The 18597-nt window shown below is 62.8% G+C and carries 18 protein-coding genes and 1 riboswitch; of the genes, 9 read left to right on the top strand and 9 right to left on the bottom strand.

Annotation, left to right across the window (positions count from 1 at the left end):
* Window positions 1-307 precede the first annotated feature (307 nt).
* The 5 genes from OX459_RS06955 (at window position 308) to OX459_RS06935 (ending at window position 5277) form a co-directional block, all read left to right on the top strand.
* The gene (locus OX459_RS06955) at window positions 308-1717 is read left to right on the top strand and encodes a transglycosylase SLT domain-containing protein (protein WP_289904334.1); all 1410 of its coding nucleotides are present in this window, start codon (window positions 308-310) and stop codon (window positions 1715-1717) included.
* 103 nt (window positions 1718-1820) lie between these two features.
* Window positions 1821-2609 carry an enoyl-ACP reductase FabI gene (gene fabI, locus OX459_RS06950; protein ID WP_099667252.1) on the top strand — a complete coding sequence of 263 codons (789 nt, stop codon included), beginning with the start codon at window positions 1821-1823 and terminating at the stop codon, window positions 2607-2609.
* A 72-nt stretch (window positions 2610-2681) separates the two neighbouring features.
* Entirely contained in the window at window positions 2682-2960 is a 279-nt protein-coding gene (locus OX459_RS06945) for a hypothetical protein (protein ID WP_289904328.1), read from the top strand.
* A gap of 5 nt (window positions 2961-2965) precedes the next feature.
* On the top strand, window positions 2966-3487 hold the full coding sequence (locus tag OX459_RS06940) for an AlpA family phage regulatory protein (RefSeq protein WP_289904327.1): 522 nt from the start codon (window positions 2966-2968) through the stop codon (window positions 3485-3487).
* A gap of 383 nt (window positions 3488-3870) precedes the next feature.
* Complete coding sequence (locus tag OX459_RS06935; RefSeq protein ID WP_071322891.1) at window positions 3871-5277, top strand: DEAD/DEAH box helicase; 1407 nt, start codon at window positions 3871-3873, stop codon at window positions 5275-5277.
* An 85-nt stretch (window positions 5278-5362) separates the two neighbouring features.
* On the opposite strand, the gene OX459_RS06930 is transcribed toward OX459_RS06935, so the two are convergent.
* The 4 genes from OX459_RS06930 to OX459_RS06915 form a co-directional block, all read right to left on the bottom strand.
* Complete coding sequence (locus tag OX459_RS06930; protein WP_071326331.1) at window positions 5363-5821, bottom strand: acyl-CoA thioesterase; 459 nt, start codon at window positions 5819-5821, stop codon at window positions 5363-5365.
* A gap of 85 nt (window positions 5822-5906) precedes the next feature.
* On the bottom strand, window positions 5907-6275 hold the full coding sequence (locus OX459_RS06925; protein WP_289904326.1) for a hypothetical protein: 369 nt from the start codon (window positions 6273-6275) through the stop codon (window positions 5907-5909).
* Window positions 6276-6404: 129 nt separating this feature from the next.
* Entirely contained in the window at window positions 6405-6542 is a 138-nt protein-coding gene (locus OX459_RS06920; RefSeq protein WP_180979422.1) for a hypothetical protein, read from the bottom strand.
* Between the two features lie 232 nt (window positions 6543-6774).
* A complete protein-coding gene (locus OX459_RS06915) occupies window positions 6775-6948 on the bottom strand; it encodes a hypothetical protein (RefSeq protein WP_289904325.1) in 174 nt (57 codons plus the stop codon).
* A gap of 135 nt (window positions 6949-7083) precedes the next feature.
* Between OX459_RS06915 and OX459_RS06910 the strand changes: the two genes are divergently transcribed.
* The 3 genes from OX459_RS06910 (at window position 7084) to OX459_RS06900 (ending at window position 10582) form a co-directional block, all read left to right on the top strand.
* Window positions 7084-8316, top strand: coding sequence for a glycosyltransferase (locus OX459_RS06910; RefSeq protein WP_289904324.1), 1233 nt, complete (start codon window positions 7084-7086; stop codon window positions 8314-8316).
* Between the two features lie 188 nt (window positions 8317-8504).
* Window positions 8505-9482 (top strand): EDSAP-1 family PEP-CTERM protein, encoded by a 978-nt coding sequence (locus OX459_RS06905; RefSeq protein ID WP_289904323.1) that lies wholly within the window; start codon window positions 8505-8507, stop codon window positions 9480-9482.
* A gap of 107 nt (window positions 9483-9589) precedes the next feature.
* On the top strand, window positions 9590-10582 hold the full coding sequence (locus tag OX459_RS06900; RefSeq protein WP_289904322.1) for an EDSAP-1 family PEP-CTERM protein: 993 nt from the start codon (window positions 9590-9592) through the stop codon (window positions 10580-10582).
* A gap of 18 nt (window positions 10583-10600) precedes the next feature.
* Here the strand turns inward: OX459_RS06900 and OX459_RS06895 are convergent, their stop codons facing one another.
* From OX459_RS06895 to OX459_RS06875, 5 genes are all read right to left on the bottom strand, one after another.
* Window positions 10601-11701, bottom strand: a complete 1101-nt coding sequence (locus OX459_RS06895; protein WP_289904321.1) for a nitroreductase family protein — start codon at window positions 11699-11701, stop codon at window positions 10601-10603.
* The gene (locus tag OX459_RS06890; protein WP_099667246.1) at window positions 11702-12571 is read right to left on the bottom strand and encodes a ThiF family adenylyltransferase; all 870 of its coding nucleotides are present in this window, start codon (window positions 12569-12571) and stop codon (window positions 11702-11704) included. It lies immediately after the preceding gene.
* Between the two features lie 86 nt (window positions 12572-12657).
* A complete protein-coding gene (locus tag OX459_RS06885; protein ID WP_289904318.1) occupies window positions 12658-14241 on the bottom strand; it encodes a methyl-accepting chemotaxis protein in 1584 nt (527 codons plus the stop codon).
* 144 nt (window positions 14242-14385) lie between these two features.
* A complete protein-coding gene (locus OX459_RS06880) occupies window positions 14386-14583 on the bottom strand; it encodes a hypothetical protein (protein ID WP_010399555.1) in 198 nt (65 codons plus the stop codon).
* A gap of 94 nt (window positions 14584-14677) precedes the next feature.
* Entirely contained in the window at window positions 14678-17521 is a 2844-nt protein-coding gene (locus OX459_RS06875; RefSeq protein ID WP_289904317.1) for an insulinase family protein, read from the bottom strand.
* Window positions 17522-17704: 183 nt separating this feature from the next.
* Window positions 17705-17855: riboswitch (FMN riboswitch) on the top strand.
* A 94-nt stretch (window positions 17856-17949) separates the two neighbouring features.
* Here OX459_RS06875 and ribB point away from each other — a divergent pair.
* Window positions 17950-18597: a 3,4-dihydroxy-2-butanone-4-phosphate synthase gene (ribB, locus tag OX459_RS06870; protein WP_099667243.1), complete on the top strand. Its 648-nt coding sequence runs from the start codon at window positions 17950-17952 to the stop codon at window positions 18595-18597.

Below are 18597 nucleotides of genomic sequence, written 5' to 3'. Positions count from 1 at the left end.
CAGCCGAATGGCCGGCCAAAGCCAAATTGTACGCACTTTTGCGCAGCCTCATGCCCGGCGCTGTCCAAGCTTGCGCCAGCCTCTTCGCCATGTATGCTATAACAGCGGCCGAATCACGCATTGGGCAAATTAAATTTGCAATAATGACAGCATTTGCGAATGGAAACTCAGCCGTATCCCACTTATTGCCGCTTATTTCCTGTCATCATGCTGACATAATTCTTGACTACTGCATGTGGATATACGTACACTCGCTGCTTGATCATGGGTCTGTCCGATGTTTCTCCGACGACAACAATGGAACACTATGCACGAAAACTCCTTTAAATCTACCGTCCTGGCGGCGTTGGCACTGGCGCTTGCGCCCGCCCTCAGCCAGGCGTACGAAGCCGGTGTTGAGAGCGATAACGCGCCAGTCGCCGCCGCACCTGCCCTGATCCCGATGACCGCCCAGGTCACGGCGAAACTCCCCACCCTCGACAACCGCCTGCAAAAGACCGACCGCCTGCTGAAAAACCTCAGCGACAATTCCGATCCGCTGCGCGAAGCCGACGTCTGGGGCCGCATCCGCAGCGGCTATGCGATTCCCGACATCAACAACCAGCTGGTGGCCAATCACGTCAACTGGTACGCCACCCGCCCCGACTACATCGCCCGCACGACGGCGCGCGCCTCGCGCTACATCTTCCACGTGGTGCAGGAACTGGAAAAGCGCGGCATGCCGACGGAGCTGGCCTTGCTGCCGTTCATCGAGTCCGCCTTCAACCCGCAAGCGTTCTCCAGCGCCAATGCGGCCGGCATGTGGCAATTCGTGCCCGCCACGGGGCGCGATTTCAACCTCAAGCAAAACATGTTCAAGGACGAGCGCCGCGGCGTGCTGGCCTCGACCGATGCGGCCCTGACGTACCTGCAGCGCCTGTATGACATGTTTGGCGACTGGCAACTGGCCCTGGCCGCCTACAACTGGGGCGAAGGCTCGGTACAGCGCGCCATCAAGAAAAACCAGGCGCTGGGCAAGCCGACCGACTTCGAAAGCCTGGCCGACCTGATGCCGGCCGAAACGCGCAACTACGTGCCCAAGCTGCAAGCGGTGAAAAACATCATCGCCAATCCGGCCCAGTTCGGCCTGACCCTGCCCGTGGTCGACAACCAGCCCTACTTCACGGCCATCGACAAGACCAGCGACATCGACATCACCGTCGCCGCCCAGCTGGCCGAACTGTCGATGGATGAATTCAAGGCCTTGAATCCGCAATTTAACCGCCCCGTCATCATCGGCGGCGAAAAGACCAAGATTCTGTTGCCACAGGAAAACGCCGCCAAGTTCACCACCAACCTGGCGCAATGGGGCCATGCCTTGTCGAGCTGGACGACGCACAAGATCACCAATGCGCGCGAACGCATCGAAACCCTGGCGTCGAAATTCGGCACCACGGCCGACGTGCTGCGCCAGGCCAACAATATTCCGCAGCGCACCAGCCTGCGCGCCGGCTCCACCATCCTCGTGCCGAAAACCTCGGCCACGATGAACAAGGACATCACCCAGGAAATCGCCGACAGCGCCACCATGCTGCTGGAAGCGGACCGTCCGGAACGGGCCGCCAAGGCACTGCGCCGCGCCGCCAAGGGAGGCAAGGTGCAAGCCGCGCCAATTTCCCTGGTGAAACCGCGCATCCAGCGCGGCGGCGGCAACAGTCGCGCCAAGGCCCGCCACTGATCGCCTGAGCTGTATTGACCTACCTCACCGGCCGCCACAGCCTTGCTGTCGCGGCCGGTTGCACATCCGCCTTACCCGCCCACCTACCCAGACAGGAGTCGTCATGGCTTTCTTGCAAGGCAAAAAAATCCTCATCACGGGCTTGCTGTCGAACCGTTCCATCGCCTACGGCATCGCCAAGGCTTGCCACCGCGAAGGCGCCACCCTCGCCTTCACCTACGTGGGCGAACGCTTCAAGGAGCGCATCACGGAATTTGCGGCGGAATTCGGCAGCGAACTGGTCTTCGACTGCGACGTGTCCAGCGATGAACAGATCAGCGCCGTCTTCAGCGACCTGGCGCAGCACTGGGAACACCTCGATGGCCTCGTGCACGCCATCGGCTTTGCGCCGCGCGAAGCGATCGCCGGCGACTTCCTCGACGGCCTGTCGCGCGACAGTTTCCGCATCGCGCACGATATTTCCGCCTACAGCTTTCCCGCCATGGCCAAGGCCGCCCTGCCCCTGCTGCATCCGGGCGCCTGCGTATTGACCCTGACCTACCTGGGCGCCGTGCGCGCCGTGCCCTACTACAACACCATGGGCCTGGCCAAGGCGTCGCTGGAAGCTTCCGTGCGCTACCTGGCCGAATCGCTGGGCCCGCGCGGCATCCGCGCCAACGGCATTTCGGCCGGCCCCATCAAGACCCTGGCCGCTTCCGGCATCAAGGATTTCAGCAAGCTGCTGGGCTTTGTGGCCGAACACGCCCCACTGCGGCGCAACGTCACCATCGAAGAAGTGGGCAACACGGCCGCCTTCCTGCTGTCCGACCTGGCTTCCGGCATCACGGGCGAGATTACCTACGTCGATGGCGGCTTTTCGCAAGTGATGGCCGTCAATCCCGAAGTAGAGTAATGCGGTGGCGGCCGATATTCTGCGGTTGTCACTTGACAACCGCAGAATATCGACCTACATTGGAGGCATCGCATGGCGCGCTCCCCGCACCCGAAGAAGGACATCGAAGCGGCGCTGCGCCACGCGGAAAACCACGGCTGGCGCGTGGAAGTGGGTGGCAGCCATGCCTGGGGCAAGATCTGCTGCCCGTACAACGATGCCAGCTGCCGTTGCGGCGAATTCTGCATCGCCTGCATCTGGAGCACGCCGAAAAATCCCGGCAACCATGCGCGGGCGATCCGCCGGGTGGTCGATAATTGCACTTTCAATAAGCTGATGCACGACTGCATGCAACGCAAATCCAGGGGGTAGCCATCATGGATTACATCTTTACTCTCAAATACCGCCTGCCCGACAACGAAACCGACCTCGATGCGCTGGCCGAGCGCCTGGGCGGCGGCGGCTGCGACGATGCCCTGGCCGGCATCGGGCAAGCGGGCCGCCTGGCGCTGGAATTCACGCGCGAGGCCGGCAATGCCAGCGAAGCACTGCTGAGCGCCATGGCCGATGTGAAAGCCATCGTGCCCGGGGCCGTGCTGGCCGAGGCCGCCCCCGACTTCGTGGGACTGACGGACGTGGCGCAAGTGCTGGGCTTGTCTCGCCAAAACCTGCACAAGCTGATGAACAAACACCGCCACAGCTTCCCCCCGCCCGTGCATGAGGGCAGCGCCACCATCTGGCACCTGGCCGACGTGCTGGCTTGGCTGCAAGCCAAGGGGACTTACCAGCTGGAACGCAGCCTGGTCGACGTGGCGCAAGCGGCCCGGCAAATCAACCTGGCCAGGGAAACGCGACAGGTGCCGCCGCTGCCCGCCGACCTCATGGCCATGCTCCATTAAACGGAAGAAAACTACGTATTCTTACTGATTTCACATAGGAAACATGAGCAAAACGTGGTAGGACTGTCGTTTCTTCCCATTTAAGCCGTGCAAAACGGCAGCAAATACGGTATAGTGTCGTTGTGCGCTGCAATATGTTTCCTTGAAGCGATGGCAACACCGCAGTTACATGCACTACAAACTTAGCAGCTTCGCAAGCCTTAGCGCATCCACAGGATGCCGCTTAATAAAGCCCTCCCGCCTTGTGTGTCGCACCTGACACCGTCCCGGCGCAAAGCTTTTGTGCCGAAATTTCTTTCTAGTTGAGTCATTTCGTTTTGGTTGGCGTTGCTATTTTGCGTTCTGCTTTTTGCAAGAACGCTGATTTTCACGAAAGAAAAAGAATGACATTTGAATCCTTAGGCCTGCATCCGTCCATCCTCGCCGCTCTGACCGAATCGGGCTACACCGCGCCAACCGCGGTACAGTCGCAAGCGATTCCAGCCGCGATCGAAGGCCGTGACCTGCTGGTCTCGTCGCAGACCGGTTCGGGCAAGACCGCAGCATTCATGCTGCCGTCGCTGCACAAACTGGCCAGCGCCGAACAAAGCGCCGCCGGCAAGACGCCAAACCAGGAAATGCAAGCATCGCGCGCCCGCGGCGAGCGTCCACGCTTCAAGGCTGCCCAGCCAAAAATGCTGGTGCTGACGCCAACGCGCGAACTGGCCCTGCAAGTAACGACCAACACCGACAAGTACAGCACCGGCATCCGCCGCATCAAGGCTGTGTCGATCCTGGGCGGCATGCCTTACCCTAAACAAATGCAATTGCTGGCCAAGAATCCTGAGATTCTGGTCGCGACCCCAGGCCGTCTGATCGACCACATGGACTCGGGCAAGATCGACTTCTCGCAACTGGAAATCCTGGTGCTGGACGAAGCCGACCGCATGCTGGACATGGGTTTCATCGACGACATCGAAAAAATCGTCGAAGCGACGCCGGAAGGCCGTCAAACCATGCTGTTCTCGGCAACGCTGGATGGCGTGGTCGGCAACATGGCCCGCCGCATCACGAAAAACCCGCTGGTCATCCAAGTGGCAAGCTCGAGCAACAAGCATGAAAACATCACGCAGCGCGTCCACTTCGTCGACGACCTGTCGCACAAGAATCGCCTGCTGGACCACCTGCTGCGCGACGAAACCTTGGACCAGGCTGTTGTGTTCACCGCCACCAAGCGTGACGCCGACACCATCGCCGACCGTCTGAACATCGCCGGTTTCTCGGCTGCCGCCTTGCACGGCGACATGCATCAGGGCGCGCGTAACCGCACCCTGGACGGCATGCGCCGCGGCCAGGTCAAAGTGCTGGTTGCCACCGACGTTGCCGCCCGCGGTATCGACGTGCCAACGATCACCCACGTGTTCAACTACGATCTGCCGAAGTTCCCGGAAGACTACGTCCACCGCATCGGCCGTACCGGCCGCGCTGGCCGCAACGGCCTGGCCATCTCGCTGGTGAACCACGCTGAAGGCATGAACGTCAAGCGCATCGAACGCTTCACCAAGCAATTGATCCCGGTCAATGTCATCGAAGGTTTCGAGCCAAAGAAAACGGCATCGGCACCACGTTCGAGCGCCCGTCCAGGCGGCTGGAAACCAGGCGACAACCGTGGCGGCGCGAAGCCAGGCCAACGCACGTTCAGCAAGCCGGGCGCACCGCGTAAAGACGGCGCACCAAGCACCGGCGGCGGCTACAAGGGTTCGAACCCGCGCAGCACCGACGGCGCACGCCGCAGCTACGGCGACCGTTAATCACGGTTTGCCATTGCCTCTAGGCATGCAATGAAAAACGGCCACCAGATCGCTCTGGTGGCCGTTTTTTTATGCCCGCAACGCTTTATTTCTTCGACACTTTCTGGCGCGACAGCTTGCGCAGCTTGGCCTGCTCGAAGCGCACCTGCTGTTCCGGCGTCTCCAGCGCCAGCGGCGGCACGGCCACGGGCTTGCGGTTCGCATCCACGGCCACCATCGTGAAATAACAGCTGTTGGCGTGGCGCACCAGGCGCTGCTGGATGTTTTCCGTCACCACGCGGATACCCACTTCCATCGACGTCGTGCCCGTGTAATTGATCGACGCCAGGAACGTCACCAGCTCACCCACGTGGATAGGCTGCAGGAACATCACCTGGTCCACGGACAGGGTGACCACGTAGCTGCCCGAATAGCGGCTGGCGCAGGCATAGGCAACGCTGTCGAGGTACTTCAGGATGGTGCCGCCGTGCACGTTACCGGAAAAGTTGGCCATATCGGGCGTCATCAAGACCGTCATCGTCAGTTCGTGGGCCGACCAGTTCATCGCGCTGTCCAAAATGTTCTCCAAAGGGGAAATAATAAAAAAGGGGGAGGATGTGAAAACCGGCCCCAGGGGCCGGTTGCGGGACTTACAGGCCCAGGGTGTCGATATCGGCCAGCGAGTCGCGGCCCTTGTCGGAAATGTCGTGGCCCTCGCCCTCGGCGCGCGCCACGATGTGGGCTTTCTTGCCCAGGAAGTAAGCCACGTCCGAGTCCAGCTTGGTCAGCGGATCGGCGGCGACGGCGCGCAGCCCCATGATGCAGCGGCGCAGGAACAGCAGTTGTTGTGCTTTCTCGGTGATGGACAAACGGCCATCGCGTGCATAGCTGAGCAGCTTCAGGCCGGACAGGCGCTTGGCATTGCGGGCAACGCAAGCGCTGGGGCGCTCGGTCTTGATGCCGCGTGCAACTTGCTCCAGCGCGTCATATTCATCGGTCGTTAATTTCTCGTTCTTCATTACTTTTCCATAAAAGGCCAGGTGTTCGGCCCCCATGGTACGCGCCCCGCTGCGCATCGGCAACAGGCAACGTGAATCTACCGCCGCCCGCCAGGCGGCCAGGCGGCGGAAACACGGGCGTGACGACCGTTATTTGTAGCTGCGCAGCAGCAGCCATGCCAAGCCGCAACCGGCCACGGCGCCCGCCAGGGCCAGCGCCACGAGGTTTTTGCTGGTGATCACAGGGCGCCGGCCCAGGTAAATTTTGTTATGCAAGGAATTGCCCACGATGGTCTCCTGTACAAGAATTTTTATGATGTCTCATTATAAGAACAGAATCGTGACGGCCGCATGACACTCGACAGTTAGAGCTTGATTTGTATCCACTCGGCAACATTTATTGGCGTTTTTGTTGTTTAAATGGCGTGGCGCTGGCGGCCACCGCGCAATCCATTTCCGATCGGAAATAAACGCGGCGCGCCCCTCCCCAACCGCCATGACGGCGACGCACCGCGCCCCGTCACTGCATTTTCACGGGCGGTGGCGGCGGCGTCGGCTCCTTGACGGGCACGGGCTCGATGTGGGGCGGCGTTTCCGGCGGCGGCGTGACGGGATCGCCTTCCGGCGGTGGCGGCATATCGGGTTCGGGCGTGCTGTGCGCACGCAACAGGGCAGGACGGAATTGGGTTTGCATGTGACCTCCTTTGCCCCACTCTAGCCGATGCGGCCGAATCCTGGCGCCCGCCAGTGGCAAGCCGCTGCGGGAACTAAACGGCGCGGCGCCACTCCAACCTGGCAGGTCTCTCTCCTGCGAATGCAAGCGATCCCCATGGCGCGCAAGAAAATCCTCTTTATGGCCGAGGCAGTGACCCTGGCCCACGTCGGCCGCCCCCTGAGCCTGGCCCAGGAACTCGACGAGGACAAATATGAGGTGCATTTTGCCTGCGCCGATGGCTATGACTTTTGCTTCAAGCAAGCGCCCTTTCGCCGCTGGCGCATCGACAGTATTTCATCGCTGCAATTCCTGCAGGCCTTGGCGCACGGCAAGCCCGTCTACACGGAAAGCACCCTGCACGCATATGTGGAAGACGACTTGCGCCTGCTCAATACCGTGCAGCCCGATCTCGTGATCGGCGACTTCCGCCTGTCGCTGTCCGTCAGCGCGCGCCTGCAGCGCATTCCCTACCTCACCGTCAGCAATGCCTACTGGAGTCCGTACGTGCGCCAGCACTACACGGTGCCCAGCCTGCCCCTGACCAGCCTGCTGCCCATCTGGCTGGCAGCGCCCCTGTTCCGCCTGATCCGCCCGCTGGCCTTCGCCTCGCACGCCGTCCCCCTGAACCGCGTGCGCCGCCGCCATGGCCTGCCGTCGCTGGGCAGCGACCTGCGGCGCATCTATACGGATGCGGACCGCACCGTGTACGCGGATATTCCGCAACTGTTCCCGCCGCACGCCATGCCGTCCACGCACGACTACCTGGGCCCCATCATCTGGGCGCCGCCGCTCGACTTGCCGGACTGGTGGCAGCGCCCGGAACTGAACAGTGGACGGCCCATCATCTACGTCACCCTGGGCAGTTCCGGCCAGGGGCAATTGCTGCCGCGCGTGCTGCACGCGCTGGCGCCTCTGCCCGTCACCGTATTGGCGGCCACGGCCGGCACCGGCCGCGTCGATGCCGTGCCGCCGAATGCCCACGTCGCGCCCTTCTTGCCGGGCGACGCGGCGGCCCGGCGCGCCAGCCTGGTGATCTGCAACGGCGGCAGCCCCACCAGCCAGCAGGCGCTGACGGCAGGCGTGCCCGTCATCGGCATCGCCGGCAACCTCGACCAGTTCCTCAACATGCACGGCATCGCGGGGACCGGCGCCGGCCTGCTGCTGCGCGCCGACCGCTTCCAGGAAACCGCCCTGCGCCATGCCGCCACGCGCATGCTCGACGATGGCCGGGCCAGGCTGGCAGCGCGTCAGCTGGCCACGGCCATGCGCGACTATGTGCCAGGGCAACGCTTGCTGCCCCATATGCACGCCCTGCTGGGAACTTCGCCGCAAGGCGGCCAGCCTTGACGGGCGGCGTCGGCTTTTCTTACAGAGAGTCCGGCAACACCTGCAGCACGTCAACAAAAGCACGCCAAGTCCTTGATTTCAAAAGAACCTCATGCGTTGGCATGGAAGTCGCTTAAGTCTGGCCATGAGCACCTGCAGACAGGACTCAGGCAACACTTCCAGACTCACTCAACCACGAGGTGAATACAATGAAACTCTCGAAACTGAAACTGCTTCCGGCCGCGGCCGCACTGGCCATGTTGTGCGCCGCCGGTAGCGCACAGGCGGGCGCCTACGGCTACGCCTACAACAACATCTTCGGCTTGCAGATCGTCGCCGCCACGGGCTCGATCACCGCCCTGAACAGCACCACGATCTCGCGCGCCACAGCCACCCTGAATGGCGTCAGCGTCATCAATGGCGGTCCCGGCCTGCTCGACTCGCCCCGCGCCGCCATCGGCGCCGTGACCAAAGGGGAAAACAATTTCACGCAACAGGGCGCCTCGGGCAACTACTCGCGCGGCGATGCGCAGATCGTCAGCACGCAGTTTCCCTCGTTCCCGCCCGGCTCCACCTCCACGCAGGCGGTAAACGTGGCCGAGGCCCACCTGGCCGGCCCTGCCGGCACGGCCGACGCGTCCGGCCGCAACGGATCGACCACGGGCTTTTCCGTCAACTTCGTCGTCGGTTCGCCCACGGCAACGCTGAGCTTTGACTTCTTCTCCTCGCCATTCATGCAAGTCTTCCTGCAAAGCACAGTGGGACAACTGTCCACCGCGACGGCCAACCTGGTGATGACCATCACCATCACCAACTCGACCGGCGCGACCGTCTTCAACTGGACGCCCGATGGCGTCGTCGGCTCCGGCATCTTCGGTGGCACGGAGAACGCCGATGCGGCCAACCTGAACACCGGCCTGGCGACCAACTTCCTGACGCGCGGCAACATGTTTACGTATAACCCCACCGGTTGCGGCACGCCTGGCGGCACCGGCGTGGGCACGACTTGCGGCGGCAACTTCAACGCCGTCAGCAATGCCCTCGCGGCCGGCAACTACACCTTGACCTTGAATGCGGTGGAGAGCGTGGACCTAGTCAAGCAGGCGCCGGAACCAGGCACCCTGGCGCTGCTGGGCCTGGGACTGGCAGGCCTGGGCTATGCCAGCCGCCGCAAAATCAGCGCCTGAACCAGGCAACAGGGGGATGCACAGGCGAGGGAGTTTCCTCGCCTTTTTCATGTGGCAAGCCTGTCGGTTTTCCTTACAACGCGACCGACCAGGAGATGAGGATTTTCATGACTACATTTTCTTGTACCCGATTGCCCATGCTCCTGCTGAGCTTGCTATTGCTGGCCAGCAGCGGCACTGCCGGCGCCGCCGCCTACGGCTATTCGTACACCAGCGTCTTTGGCCTGGTCATCAGCAATCCCTCCGGCTCCGTCACACTGCTCAGCAACATCGACCTGTCGCGCACGACCGCCACGCTCAATGGCAGCAGCGTCATCAATGGCGGCAGCAACGCAATCGACGCGCCGCAGGCGAAACGCGGCGCCGTCAGCAAGGGAGAGAACGACTTTACCCCGCAAGGCATGGGCAACGCTTCGTATGCGCGCGGCGAGGCGCAAATCGTCACCTCGCAAATCCCCCCCTTCCCACCTGGATCGACCAGCACGCATACCGTGAACGCGGCGGAAACCTTCCTGACGGGCGGCGGCAGCGCCGACGCCTCGGGGCGCAACGGTTCCAGCACCGCGATGACCGTCAATTTCGTCGTCGGCCAACCGGGCGCGACCCTGGCCTTCGACTTCCAGGCCCTGCCCTTCATGCAGCTGTACCTGGACGCGCTGGCCGGCACGGGCTCGGCGGCCACAACGAATATGGCGATGACGTTCAGCATCATCGATGAACATGGCCAGATCGTCTTCAGCTGGGCGCCCGACGGCAAGCTCGGCTCCGGCATCCTGGGCGGCACCGAACTGGCCGATGCGGCCAGCCTCAACACGGGCTACGCGCAAACGCCGCTCACCAGCGGCAGCGTGTTCACCTACGATCCCAGCGGCTGCGGCGCGCCCACGGGCACGGGCGTCGGCACGGCGTGCGGCGGGCAGTACGGCGCCGTCACGGACAGACTGGCGGCCGGCAGCTACACGCTGGTGTTGAACATGCTGAACAGTTCCGAACTGGCCTACGTGCCAGGCATCACGCCCATGGCGCTGCCGGGCACCTTGCCGTTGCTGGCGGCCGGCCTGCTGGCGCTGGCTGGCCTCGCGCCTCGGCGGCGGCGCTGACGGAGCGTCACGCGCGCCTCACCGCCCCGCCGTTGGCGCCACCAGCAAGTCTTGCAGCGGACGGCGCAGCGAGCGCGCACTGGCCGCAGGGCCGGCGCCTATGCGCCCGAGAAACACGGCCCGATCCAACGCCGCCGCCCCCAGCACGGCCTGGCACCGCACGGCCAGCTCCTGCGCCAGCTCCTGCAGGCCATCGGTGCGCGAAAAGGCGCGCCGTTCGCGCACATAGCGGGCAAAGATCAGCGGCGTCAGTTCCGGCTGCAATTGCAAGCCCAGTTGCGTGGCCGTCAGCCAGAAGCGTTGCATGGCGCGCCCGGCCGCCACATAATCGTCGATGTGGCGCGGCGACGCCTCGGCCAGCAGCGCGAAATGGGCGGCGCAATACAGGCCCGGCAGCAAGTCCATCTGCAGGCGCGGCGCGACGGTGCCCGCCAGCCAGGTATTGAAGAACTCCACGCGGCGCCAGCTGTGCATGACCCAGCGCATCAAACGCGCCGTCATCGCGTCGACGCCCAGCGCCTGCTCCGGGATGCGGTCGGTGCTGTAGCGCGCGCCCCACTCGATCACGTCGCGGTGCACCTTGTGCGCTTCGGGCATGGTCAGGCGCAGCTTCGCATTGTCGAACATGAGCCGCGCGCAAGCGAGGCGCGCGCGCCTGCCTTCGAACCACTGCACGCCATAGCCGGACGGCAAGCTGGCCGCCAGCGCCGCCTTTTCGCTGGCGCGCAAGCTGCGCGTGCTGAGCCGGCGCCGCTGCACGCTGCGCTGCGGCAAATAGGCCGCCAGCGGATCGGGCGGCATGCCGGGGCTGTCGACCAGGCGCACATCGAAGGTAGGCAGGGTGTCGGGCATGGACAGGCGCCGGCGCGCCTCCATGCGCAAGCCATGGCTGCTGGCCGCCAGTGCCATGCTTTCGAGCAAGGCACCCAGCGACAGCTGGCTGGGATGGCCGTCGAGGTCGTACACGCAGTGGCTGCGCGTATCGAAACCGTGCACGACGACATGGCGCGGCGCCACGACTTCAAAGCGCCACGGCTGCGTATTGTCGCCGCTGGGCGCCCAGCGCGCCTGCTCGAGGATATTTTCCAGCACGGGATCGATTTGCGGTGCTTGCGCCATTTATGCCCCCTGCGCGGCGCGGCGCCGCTGGATGATGGCCATCGTCAGGCGCTGCAGCGGATGACGGTGGCCGCCGGGACGCCAGGTATGCACGAGCTTGTTGCGGTAGGCGTCGAAATGCATGCCGTGCGGCGCCGCCATCACCTTGCCCCGCTTTAACAGGATCTTCAAGGCTTCCGTGGCGGCCGCGCCCGCGCACAGCTGGCAACCCATGATGGTCGACGGCCCGCGCCGCTCCTTCAGGTTGATGGCCGACGGGTCGACCAGGTAGCGAGCATGCAAGCCGGCCGGCGCCAGCCCGACGAGAAAGCGCAGGGCTTTTTCTTCCTCGGGCAAGTCGCCCCAGCCAAAATACTCTTCGAACGTCATGCCGCCCGGCAGGAAGCTGAGCACGGCCGTGCCCATGCCCAGCGGCGCGGCCGTGATGGCGGGGATGCCCAGGCGGGCGCAAGTGGCGAAGGTGGCCTGGCGCGCGGGAAAGGCGAAGAAATCCAGGCCGTCCACATACAGGTCGACACCGGCGAAGAACTCGGCCAGGTTGCTGTCGTGTATGCCGTCTGGGAATTGTTTAATATCAAGTTCGGGATTGATATCGCGCGCCATCTGCGCCAAGACCGCCACCTTGGGCTGGCCCAGGGTGGACACCATGGCGCCCGCCTGGCGGTTGAAATTGGCGATATCGAAGGTGTCGAAATCGGCGATGTGAAAGGCGCCGATGCCCAGCCGGGCCAGGGTCAGCAAGTGCACGCCGCCCACGCCGCCCATGCCGGCGATGGCCACGCGCTTGCCGCGCAAGCTGTCCTGCTCCGCTTGCGTGACCCAGCCCAGGTTGCGGGCGAACGCCGCGTGATACGAAAAACCGTCTGTCATGCTCACCTCTTCTGTGCATCCCTTGCGGACGAAGAAAGTTGGACAGGTGAGCCGAGGTTAAGTTCCCCAATGACAGAAAAAAGCGCTTAGCGCGTCAGGCGCCGCGCCGCAGGCACGCTGCGCTGTAGCGCTGCCGCCGTCGGCGCCGCTGCGCCCACCTTGAACACGCTGACGATCTGCGCCAGCCCGGCCGCCTGCTCGTTCATCGCCTGCGCCGCCGCCGACGCCTGCTCGACGAGGGCCGAATTTTGCTGCGTCATGTTGTCCATCTCGACGATGGCCTGGTTGATCTGTTCGATGCCGGCGCTTTGCTCGGCGCTGGCCGAGGAAATCTCGGCCACGATATCGGTCACATGCTGCACGCTGGAAACAACTTTTTCCATCGTCTCGCCCGCCAGCGCCACCAGTTTTTCACCGGCGCCCACTTGCTCGGCGGAACTGTCGATCAGCTGCTTGATTTCCTTGGCGGCCGCGGCCGAGCGCTGCGCCAGGTTGCGCACTTCGCTGGCGACGACGGCGAAGCCACGGCCCTGTTCGCCCGCGCGCGCCGCTTCCACGGCCGCATTCAGGGCCAGGATATTCGTCTGGAAAGCGATGCCGTCGATGACGGCGATGATGTCGCCGATCTTCTTCGACGAGGCATTGATGGCGCCCATGGTGTCGACCACCTGGCTCACCACGCCGCCCGCCTGGCTCGCCACTTGCGAGGCAGAAATGGCCAGCTGGTTGGCCTGGCGCGCATTGTCCGCATTCTGGCGCACGGTCGAGGTCATTTCTTCCATGGTCGACGCCGTTTCTTCCAGCGAGCCCGCCTGCTGCTCCGTGCGCGCCGACAGGTCGTGGTTGCCGGAAGCGATCTCGCCCGATGCCGTGGAAATGGATTCCGCATCGTTGCGCACCTGGCTCACCAGGTGCGCCAGGTTATCGCGCATGGCCTTGATCGCCATCAACAGACTGGATGTATCGCCGGGACGCGTATCGATCTGCGTCGTCAGGTCGCCCTGGGCGATTTGCGCCACGATGGCCGCTGCATAGTCGGGTTCGCCACCGAGCTGGCCCAGGATGCGGCGCAGCATCAGGGCCGCCAGGGCGCCCACCACCAGCATCAGCGCGCCGCCGATGGCCAGCAGCACGCCCGCCTGGGCCCAGAACTTGTGGTTGATGTCATCGATATACGTGCCCGTGCCGATCAGCCAATCCCATGGCGCAAATTTCACCACGGCATACATTTTTGCCACCGGATCCTTCACGCCGGGACGCGTGCCATCCGCCTGCACCAGGCCGATGCGGCTGGTGGCGAGGGCCACGCGGTAGCGGTCGCCCGACTGCTTCATGTTCTTTTGCGGCGTGCCGATGCGCGCAGGATTGGGGTGTACGTACAGCAAGTCCGTGCTGAAATCGCGCACGAAATAATACATCTCGTCCTTGACGAAGCTGCCGATGGCCAGCTTGGCCTGCTGCTGGGCCTGCTCACGCGTGAGCTTGCCCGACTGTTCCAGCGCATACGCCTTTTCCACCGAGGCATTGGCCAATTCCACCAGCACCGTCAATTGCTCGACCCTTTCCGCCATCATGGTCTGGCGCAGCGAATACAGGGAGAAGGAAGCAATGAGGACGATGCCCAGCAAGGTACTGAAACACAGGAGGAGAATGCGCGAACGGAGAGTCATGGGAGCCTGGGTAAAGAATAAAATGTGGAATTATAAACAATTTCCATGTGGAAATCTTTTCAGAAAAGCAAAGCGGGCGGCGCTACCAGGCTGATGCCCGGCAGGCACCGCCCGCATATGTCTTGCTGAAGTCTGACTGACAGGTCAGGCCAAGGCTTCCTTGGCTGCCTCTTCCGGCGTCAAGCCGTCGTAGAACTGGTCGGTGAACCACTCGACCTGCTCTTCGATATGGTCCTGCGCCTGCGCCACGGTGGCGCCGCCGGCCACGAGGAAGCCTTCGACCTCGATACACCAGTTGATCAATTCCAGGGTTTCCGGATCGAGTTCTTCTTTCTTAGCCATCGTACAGTCCTTGCTTGTTAAATTGCGATCACATCCATCAGCGGCAGTTTAACAGCTTCGCCACCTTGCCGCTCCCGCAGTTCAACAATGAAGCTTACTTGGCTGCAACATTTTTGCGTTCCGGATACAGTACTACCTGTACATAATTGTGCATGTCCAGGTAGCGCTGCGCCGCCAGTTTGACGGCTTGCGGCGTGAGGGCACGCACGCGCTGCTCGTAGCGCAGCAGGTACGCGGGATCGCGGCCCTGCGTTACCGAACCCATCAATTGGTTCATCCAGTAATTATTTTCCCGCAAGGATTTCTGCTGGCGCGTGATCCAGTTCAGCTTGACCTTTTCCAGGTCCGCCGCGGACGGGCCGTCCGTCTTCATCTTGTTGATTTCGGCAAACGCGGCGGCGATCACCTTGTCCACGTTTTCCGGTCCCGTCGGCAAGTTCAGGGCCACGGAATAATGGCCATACGGATGCTGGCCCATGGACGTCTCGAAGCCGCCGCCATAGATCATGCTCATCTTTTCGCGCAGCACTTCGATGACTTTCAGGTTCAGCACCTCGCCCAGCGCCTGCAGGGTCAGCTTTTGCTCGTCCGAATACGCCACGTCGCCATTGAAGGTGATGGAAATCGTGCTCTTCGGCTCGCTGCCCATGTAGATATCCTTCTTGACCACGCCCGTCACCGGGCGCATGCCCACGTCGCGGTAGGCGTGCGGCACCTCGGCCACGGGCAAGGTGCCCAGGTAGCTGGCGATCAGCGGCTTGATCTTGTCGAGCTCGAAGCTGCCCGTGAAGATGAAGGTCATGTCGCGCGCGCTGGAAAAGCGCTGGCGGAAGATGTCCAGCGAGCGGTCCAGGCCCACCTTGTCGAAATCGGCCACGCGCGGCACGCCATCGACGCGCGGGTTGTCGCCATACATGGCGTGCTGGATGGCGTCGTAAAACACGGCTTCCGGCTGCGCCATGCTGTTTTTCGCCAGGTCCTGCTGCTTGCCGATGAAGGATTGGTACAGGCCCGCATCCTTGCGCACGTCGTGGAAATACAAATACACCAATTGCAGCATGGCTTCCACGTCGGCGCTGCTGGCCGAGCCGCCGAAGCCTTCGCTCAGCTCGCCCAGCGAAGCGCCCACGTTGACCGTCTTGCCGGCCAGCACTTTTTGCAAGTCCAGCGGCGCCAGGTCTTTCAAGCCCATGCTGCCGACCACGGCGCTGGCGTAGCGGGCGTTGTAGATGTCGGCGTCGCCGAACAGCGACTGGCCGCCGAAGCGGGTCGAGCCCATCAGCACCTGGTCATTCTTGAAGTCCGTCGGTTTGAGCAGCACGCGCACGCCATTGCCCAGGGTCAGTTCCGTCACGCCGATGGCGCTGTTCAACTTTTCCGCGACGATGCTGCCGCCGGCCGGCGGGCCATCCATCAGCTTGCTGGCGAGCACTTTTTCCGTGCGCGGCTCGATGGTTTGCTGCTCGGCTTTCGCCACGGCGTCGAGCAATTGCTGCTGCGTCGGCACCACCGAGGCCGCATCGCCCGCTTTCGGCTCGGCGCCCATGAAGACCACCAGTTTCTTTTGCTGGTCGGGAATCACCTTGGCCACCGTCTCGTTGATTTCCTGCAAAGTTACCTGCGGCAAGAGTTCCTGCGCATACAGCAATTCATTGGCGATGCCGGGGATGGCTTCCTGCTCCAGGAAGTTGCGCGAATACTCGGCCACGAAACCGCTCGAATCGGACTTGTCGCGTTCGCTGTACGCGCGCTCGTAATTGCGCAGCATGTTCTTGCGCGCGCGGTCCAGCTCATCCTGGCTGAAACCGAAGCGGCGCGCCCGCTCATCTTCCTGCACCAGCGCATCGACGGCCGGCTGCACGCCGCCCTTGCCCAGCAAGGCATACGCGCTGAACGATTCATAGCCGCGCACCAGCTTGCCCATGCTGCTGCCGCCCTGGATGAACGGCGGGTTCGCCTGCTGCGTCAATTCCTGCATGCGCGCGCTGAGCATCTGCCCATACAGGTTTTCGATCATCTGGCGGCGGTAATCGGCAATCGTGACGGGTTCCTGCGCGGCGCGGATCGGGTAGCGGATGAAGACCGCGTCGTCCGGCGCTTCCTTGTCCGTGATCACCAGCGCTTCCGTTTGCGCCCGCTGCGGCACTTCCGCATACAGGCGCGGACGCGGTTTCGCCGGGTTCTTCAGCTTGCCGAAATGCTGCTGGATCAGCTTTTCAGCCTGTTTCGGCTCCACGTCGCCGACCACCACGACGGCCATCAGGTCGGGACGGTACCAATCCTTGTAGAAACGCTTGATGGCTTCCGGCTTGAACGTTTTCAAGACGGATTCCTTGCCGATCGGCATGCGTTCCGCATAGCGCGAACCGTTCAGCAGCTTCGGATACAGGACCTTGTTCATGCGGTCGCTGGCGCCCTTGCCCAGGCGCGCCTCTTCCAGCACGATGCCGCGCTCGCTGTTGATGTCGGCCGGATTGAATTTCAAGCCATGCGCCCAGTCTTCCAGCACGAGAAAACCCTTTTCCAGGTTTTCTTTCTTGTTCGTCGGAATCGGCAGCACGTACACGGTTTCATCGAAACTCGTGTAGGCGTTCAAGTCGGCGCCGAACTTCACGCCGATCGATTGCAAATAGGAAATTAGCTCATTGCGCTTGAAATGCGTGGAGCCATTGAAGGCCATGTGTTCCGTGAAGTGGGCCAGGCCTTGCTGGTCATCATCTTCCAGGATGGAACCGGCTTTCACCACCAGGCGCAATTCCACTTTTTGCGCGGGACGGGCATTTTTCTTGATGTAATAGGTCAAGCCGTTCGGCAATTTTCCGACGGTCACTTCTGGTGCCAGCGGCAAGGGATCGCTCAAACGGATTTCTGCCTGGGCCATGCAGGCGCACGCCAGCAAGACGGCGCCCGAGATCAGGCGTAATTTACTCAGCTTCATGTATTCTCAACGGTAAGATTCAGTAGGCATACCTTACACTGAAATCCTGTTTCCGCCATTAAAAACAGCTTAGGAAAAACGGCTTTCCCCGGGCAACTTTGTCGAATGACAAACTCAACAGTGCCCTGCCATATTTTTTCAATTGTGCTAAAGTGTTGCCGCCGGTCATGTGGACCGGCACAACGACGTCTTCGGGGCGGGGTGCGATTCCCCACCGGCGGTAAGACCGGCAACGGTCAAGCCCGCGAGCGCTTTCCAGGCACCGCTTGGCGAGGTCAGCAGATCTGGTGTGACTCCAGAGCCGACGGTATAGTCCGGATGAAAGAAGATGTGCAGTAGTGTGATGTCCCATCGCCACGGCGATGCGGCCAGTTGCGTCTATTCGCTTGCCCTGCAGCGTTTTTCGCCTATGCGAGGAGCGTTTCACCATGTTAGTCAACAGCTATACCCTGCTTTCCAACGACCTGGAAGGTCGCATCCAATCCGCCCTGGCCGCCATGCGCGCCGGCATTCCCGTCATCCTGCTCGACGATTTCGACCGTGAAAACGAAGCCGATTTGATCCTGTCGGCCGAGAAATTGACGAACGAAACCATGGCCCTGCTGATCCGCGAATGCAGCGGCATCGTCTGCCTGTGCCTGCCGACGGACGTCGTCAGCGCGCTGGAATTGCCGCCCATGTCGTCCGACAACGGCAGCCGCTACGGCACGCCGTTCACGGTCTCCATCGAGGCGCGCGACGGCGTCACGACGGGCGTGTCGGCCGCCGACCGCGTGACCACCATCCGCGCCGCCATCGCGCCGAACGCCAAGCCCGCCGACCTGGTGCGCCCTGGCCACGTCTTCCCCCTGCGCGCCGCGCCCGGTGGCGTGCTCGAGCGCCGTGGCCACACGGAAGGCTCCGTCGACCTGTCGCGCATGGCGGGCCTGAACCCGGCCGCCGTGCTGTGCGAACTGATGAACCCGGACGGCACCATGATGCGCGGCGACGATATCGAGCGCTTCGCCGAACTGCACGGCATGCCGATCCTGACCATCGAAGAACTGGTGGAGTGGCGCAGCACGCGCGGGCAATAA

Source organism: Janthinobacterium sp. SUN026 (genome assembly GCF_030397625.1).
Lineage (GTDB): Bacteria > Pseudomonadota > Gammaproteobacteria > Burkholderiales > Burkholderiaceae_D > Janthinobacterium > Janthinobacterium kumbetense.
This window is presented reverse-complemented; position numbering and strand designations above follow the sequence as displayed.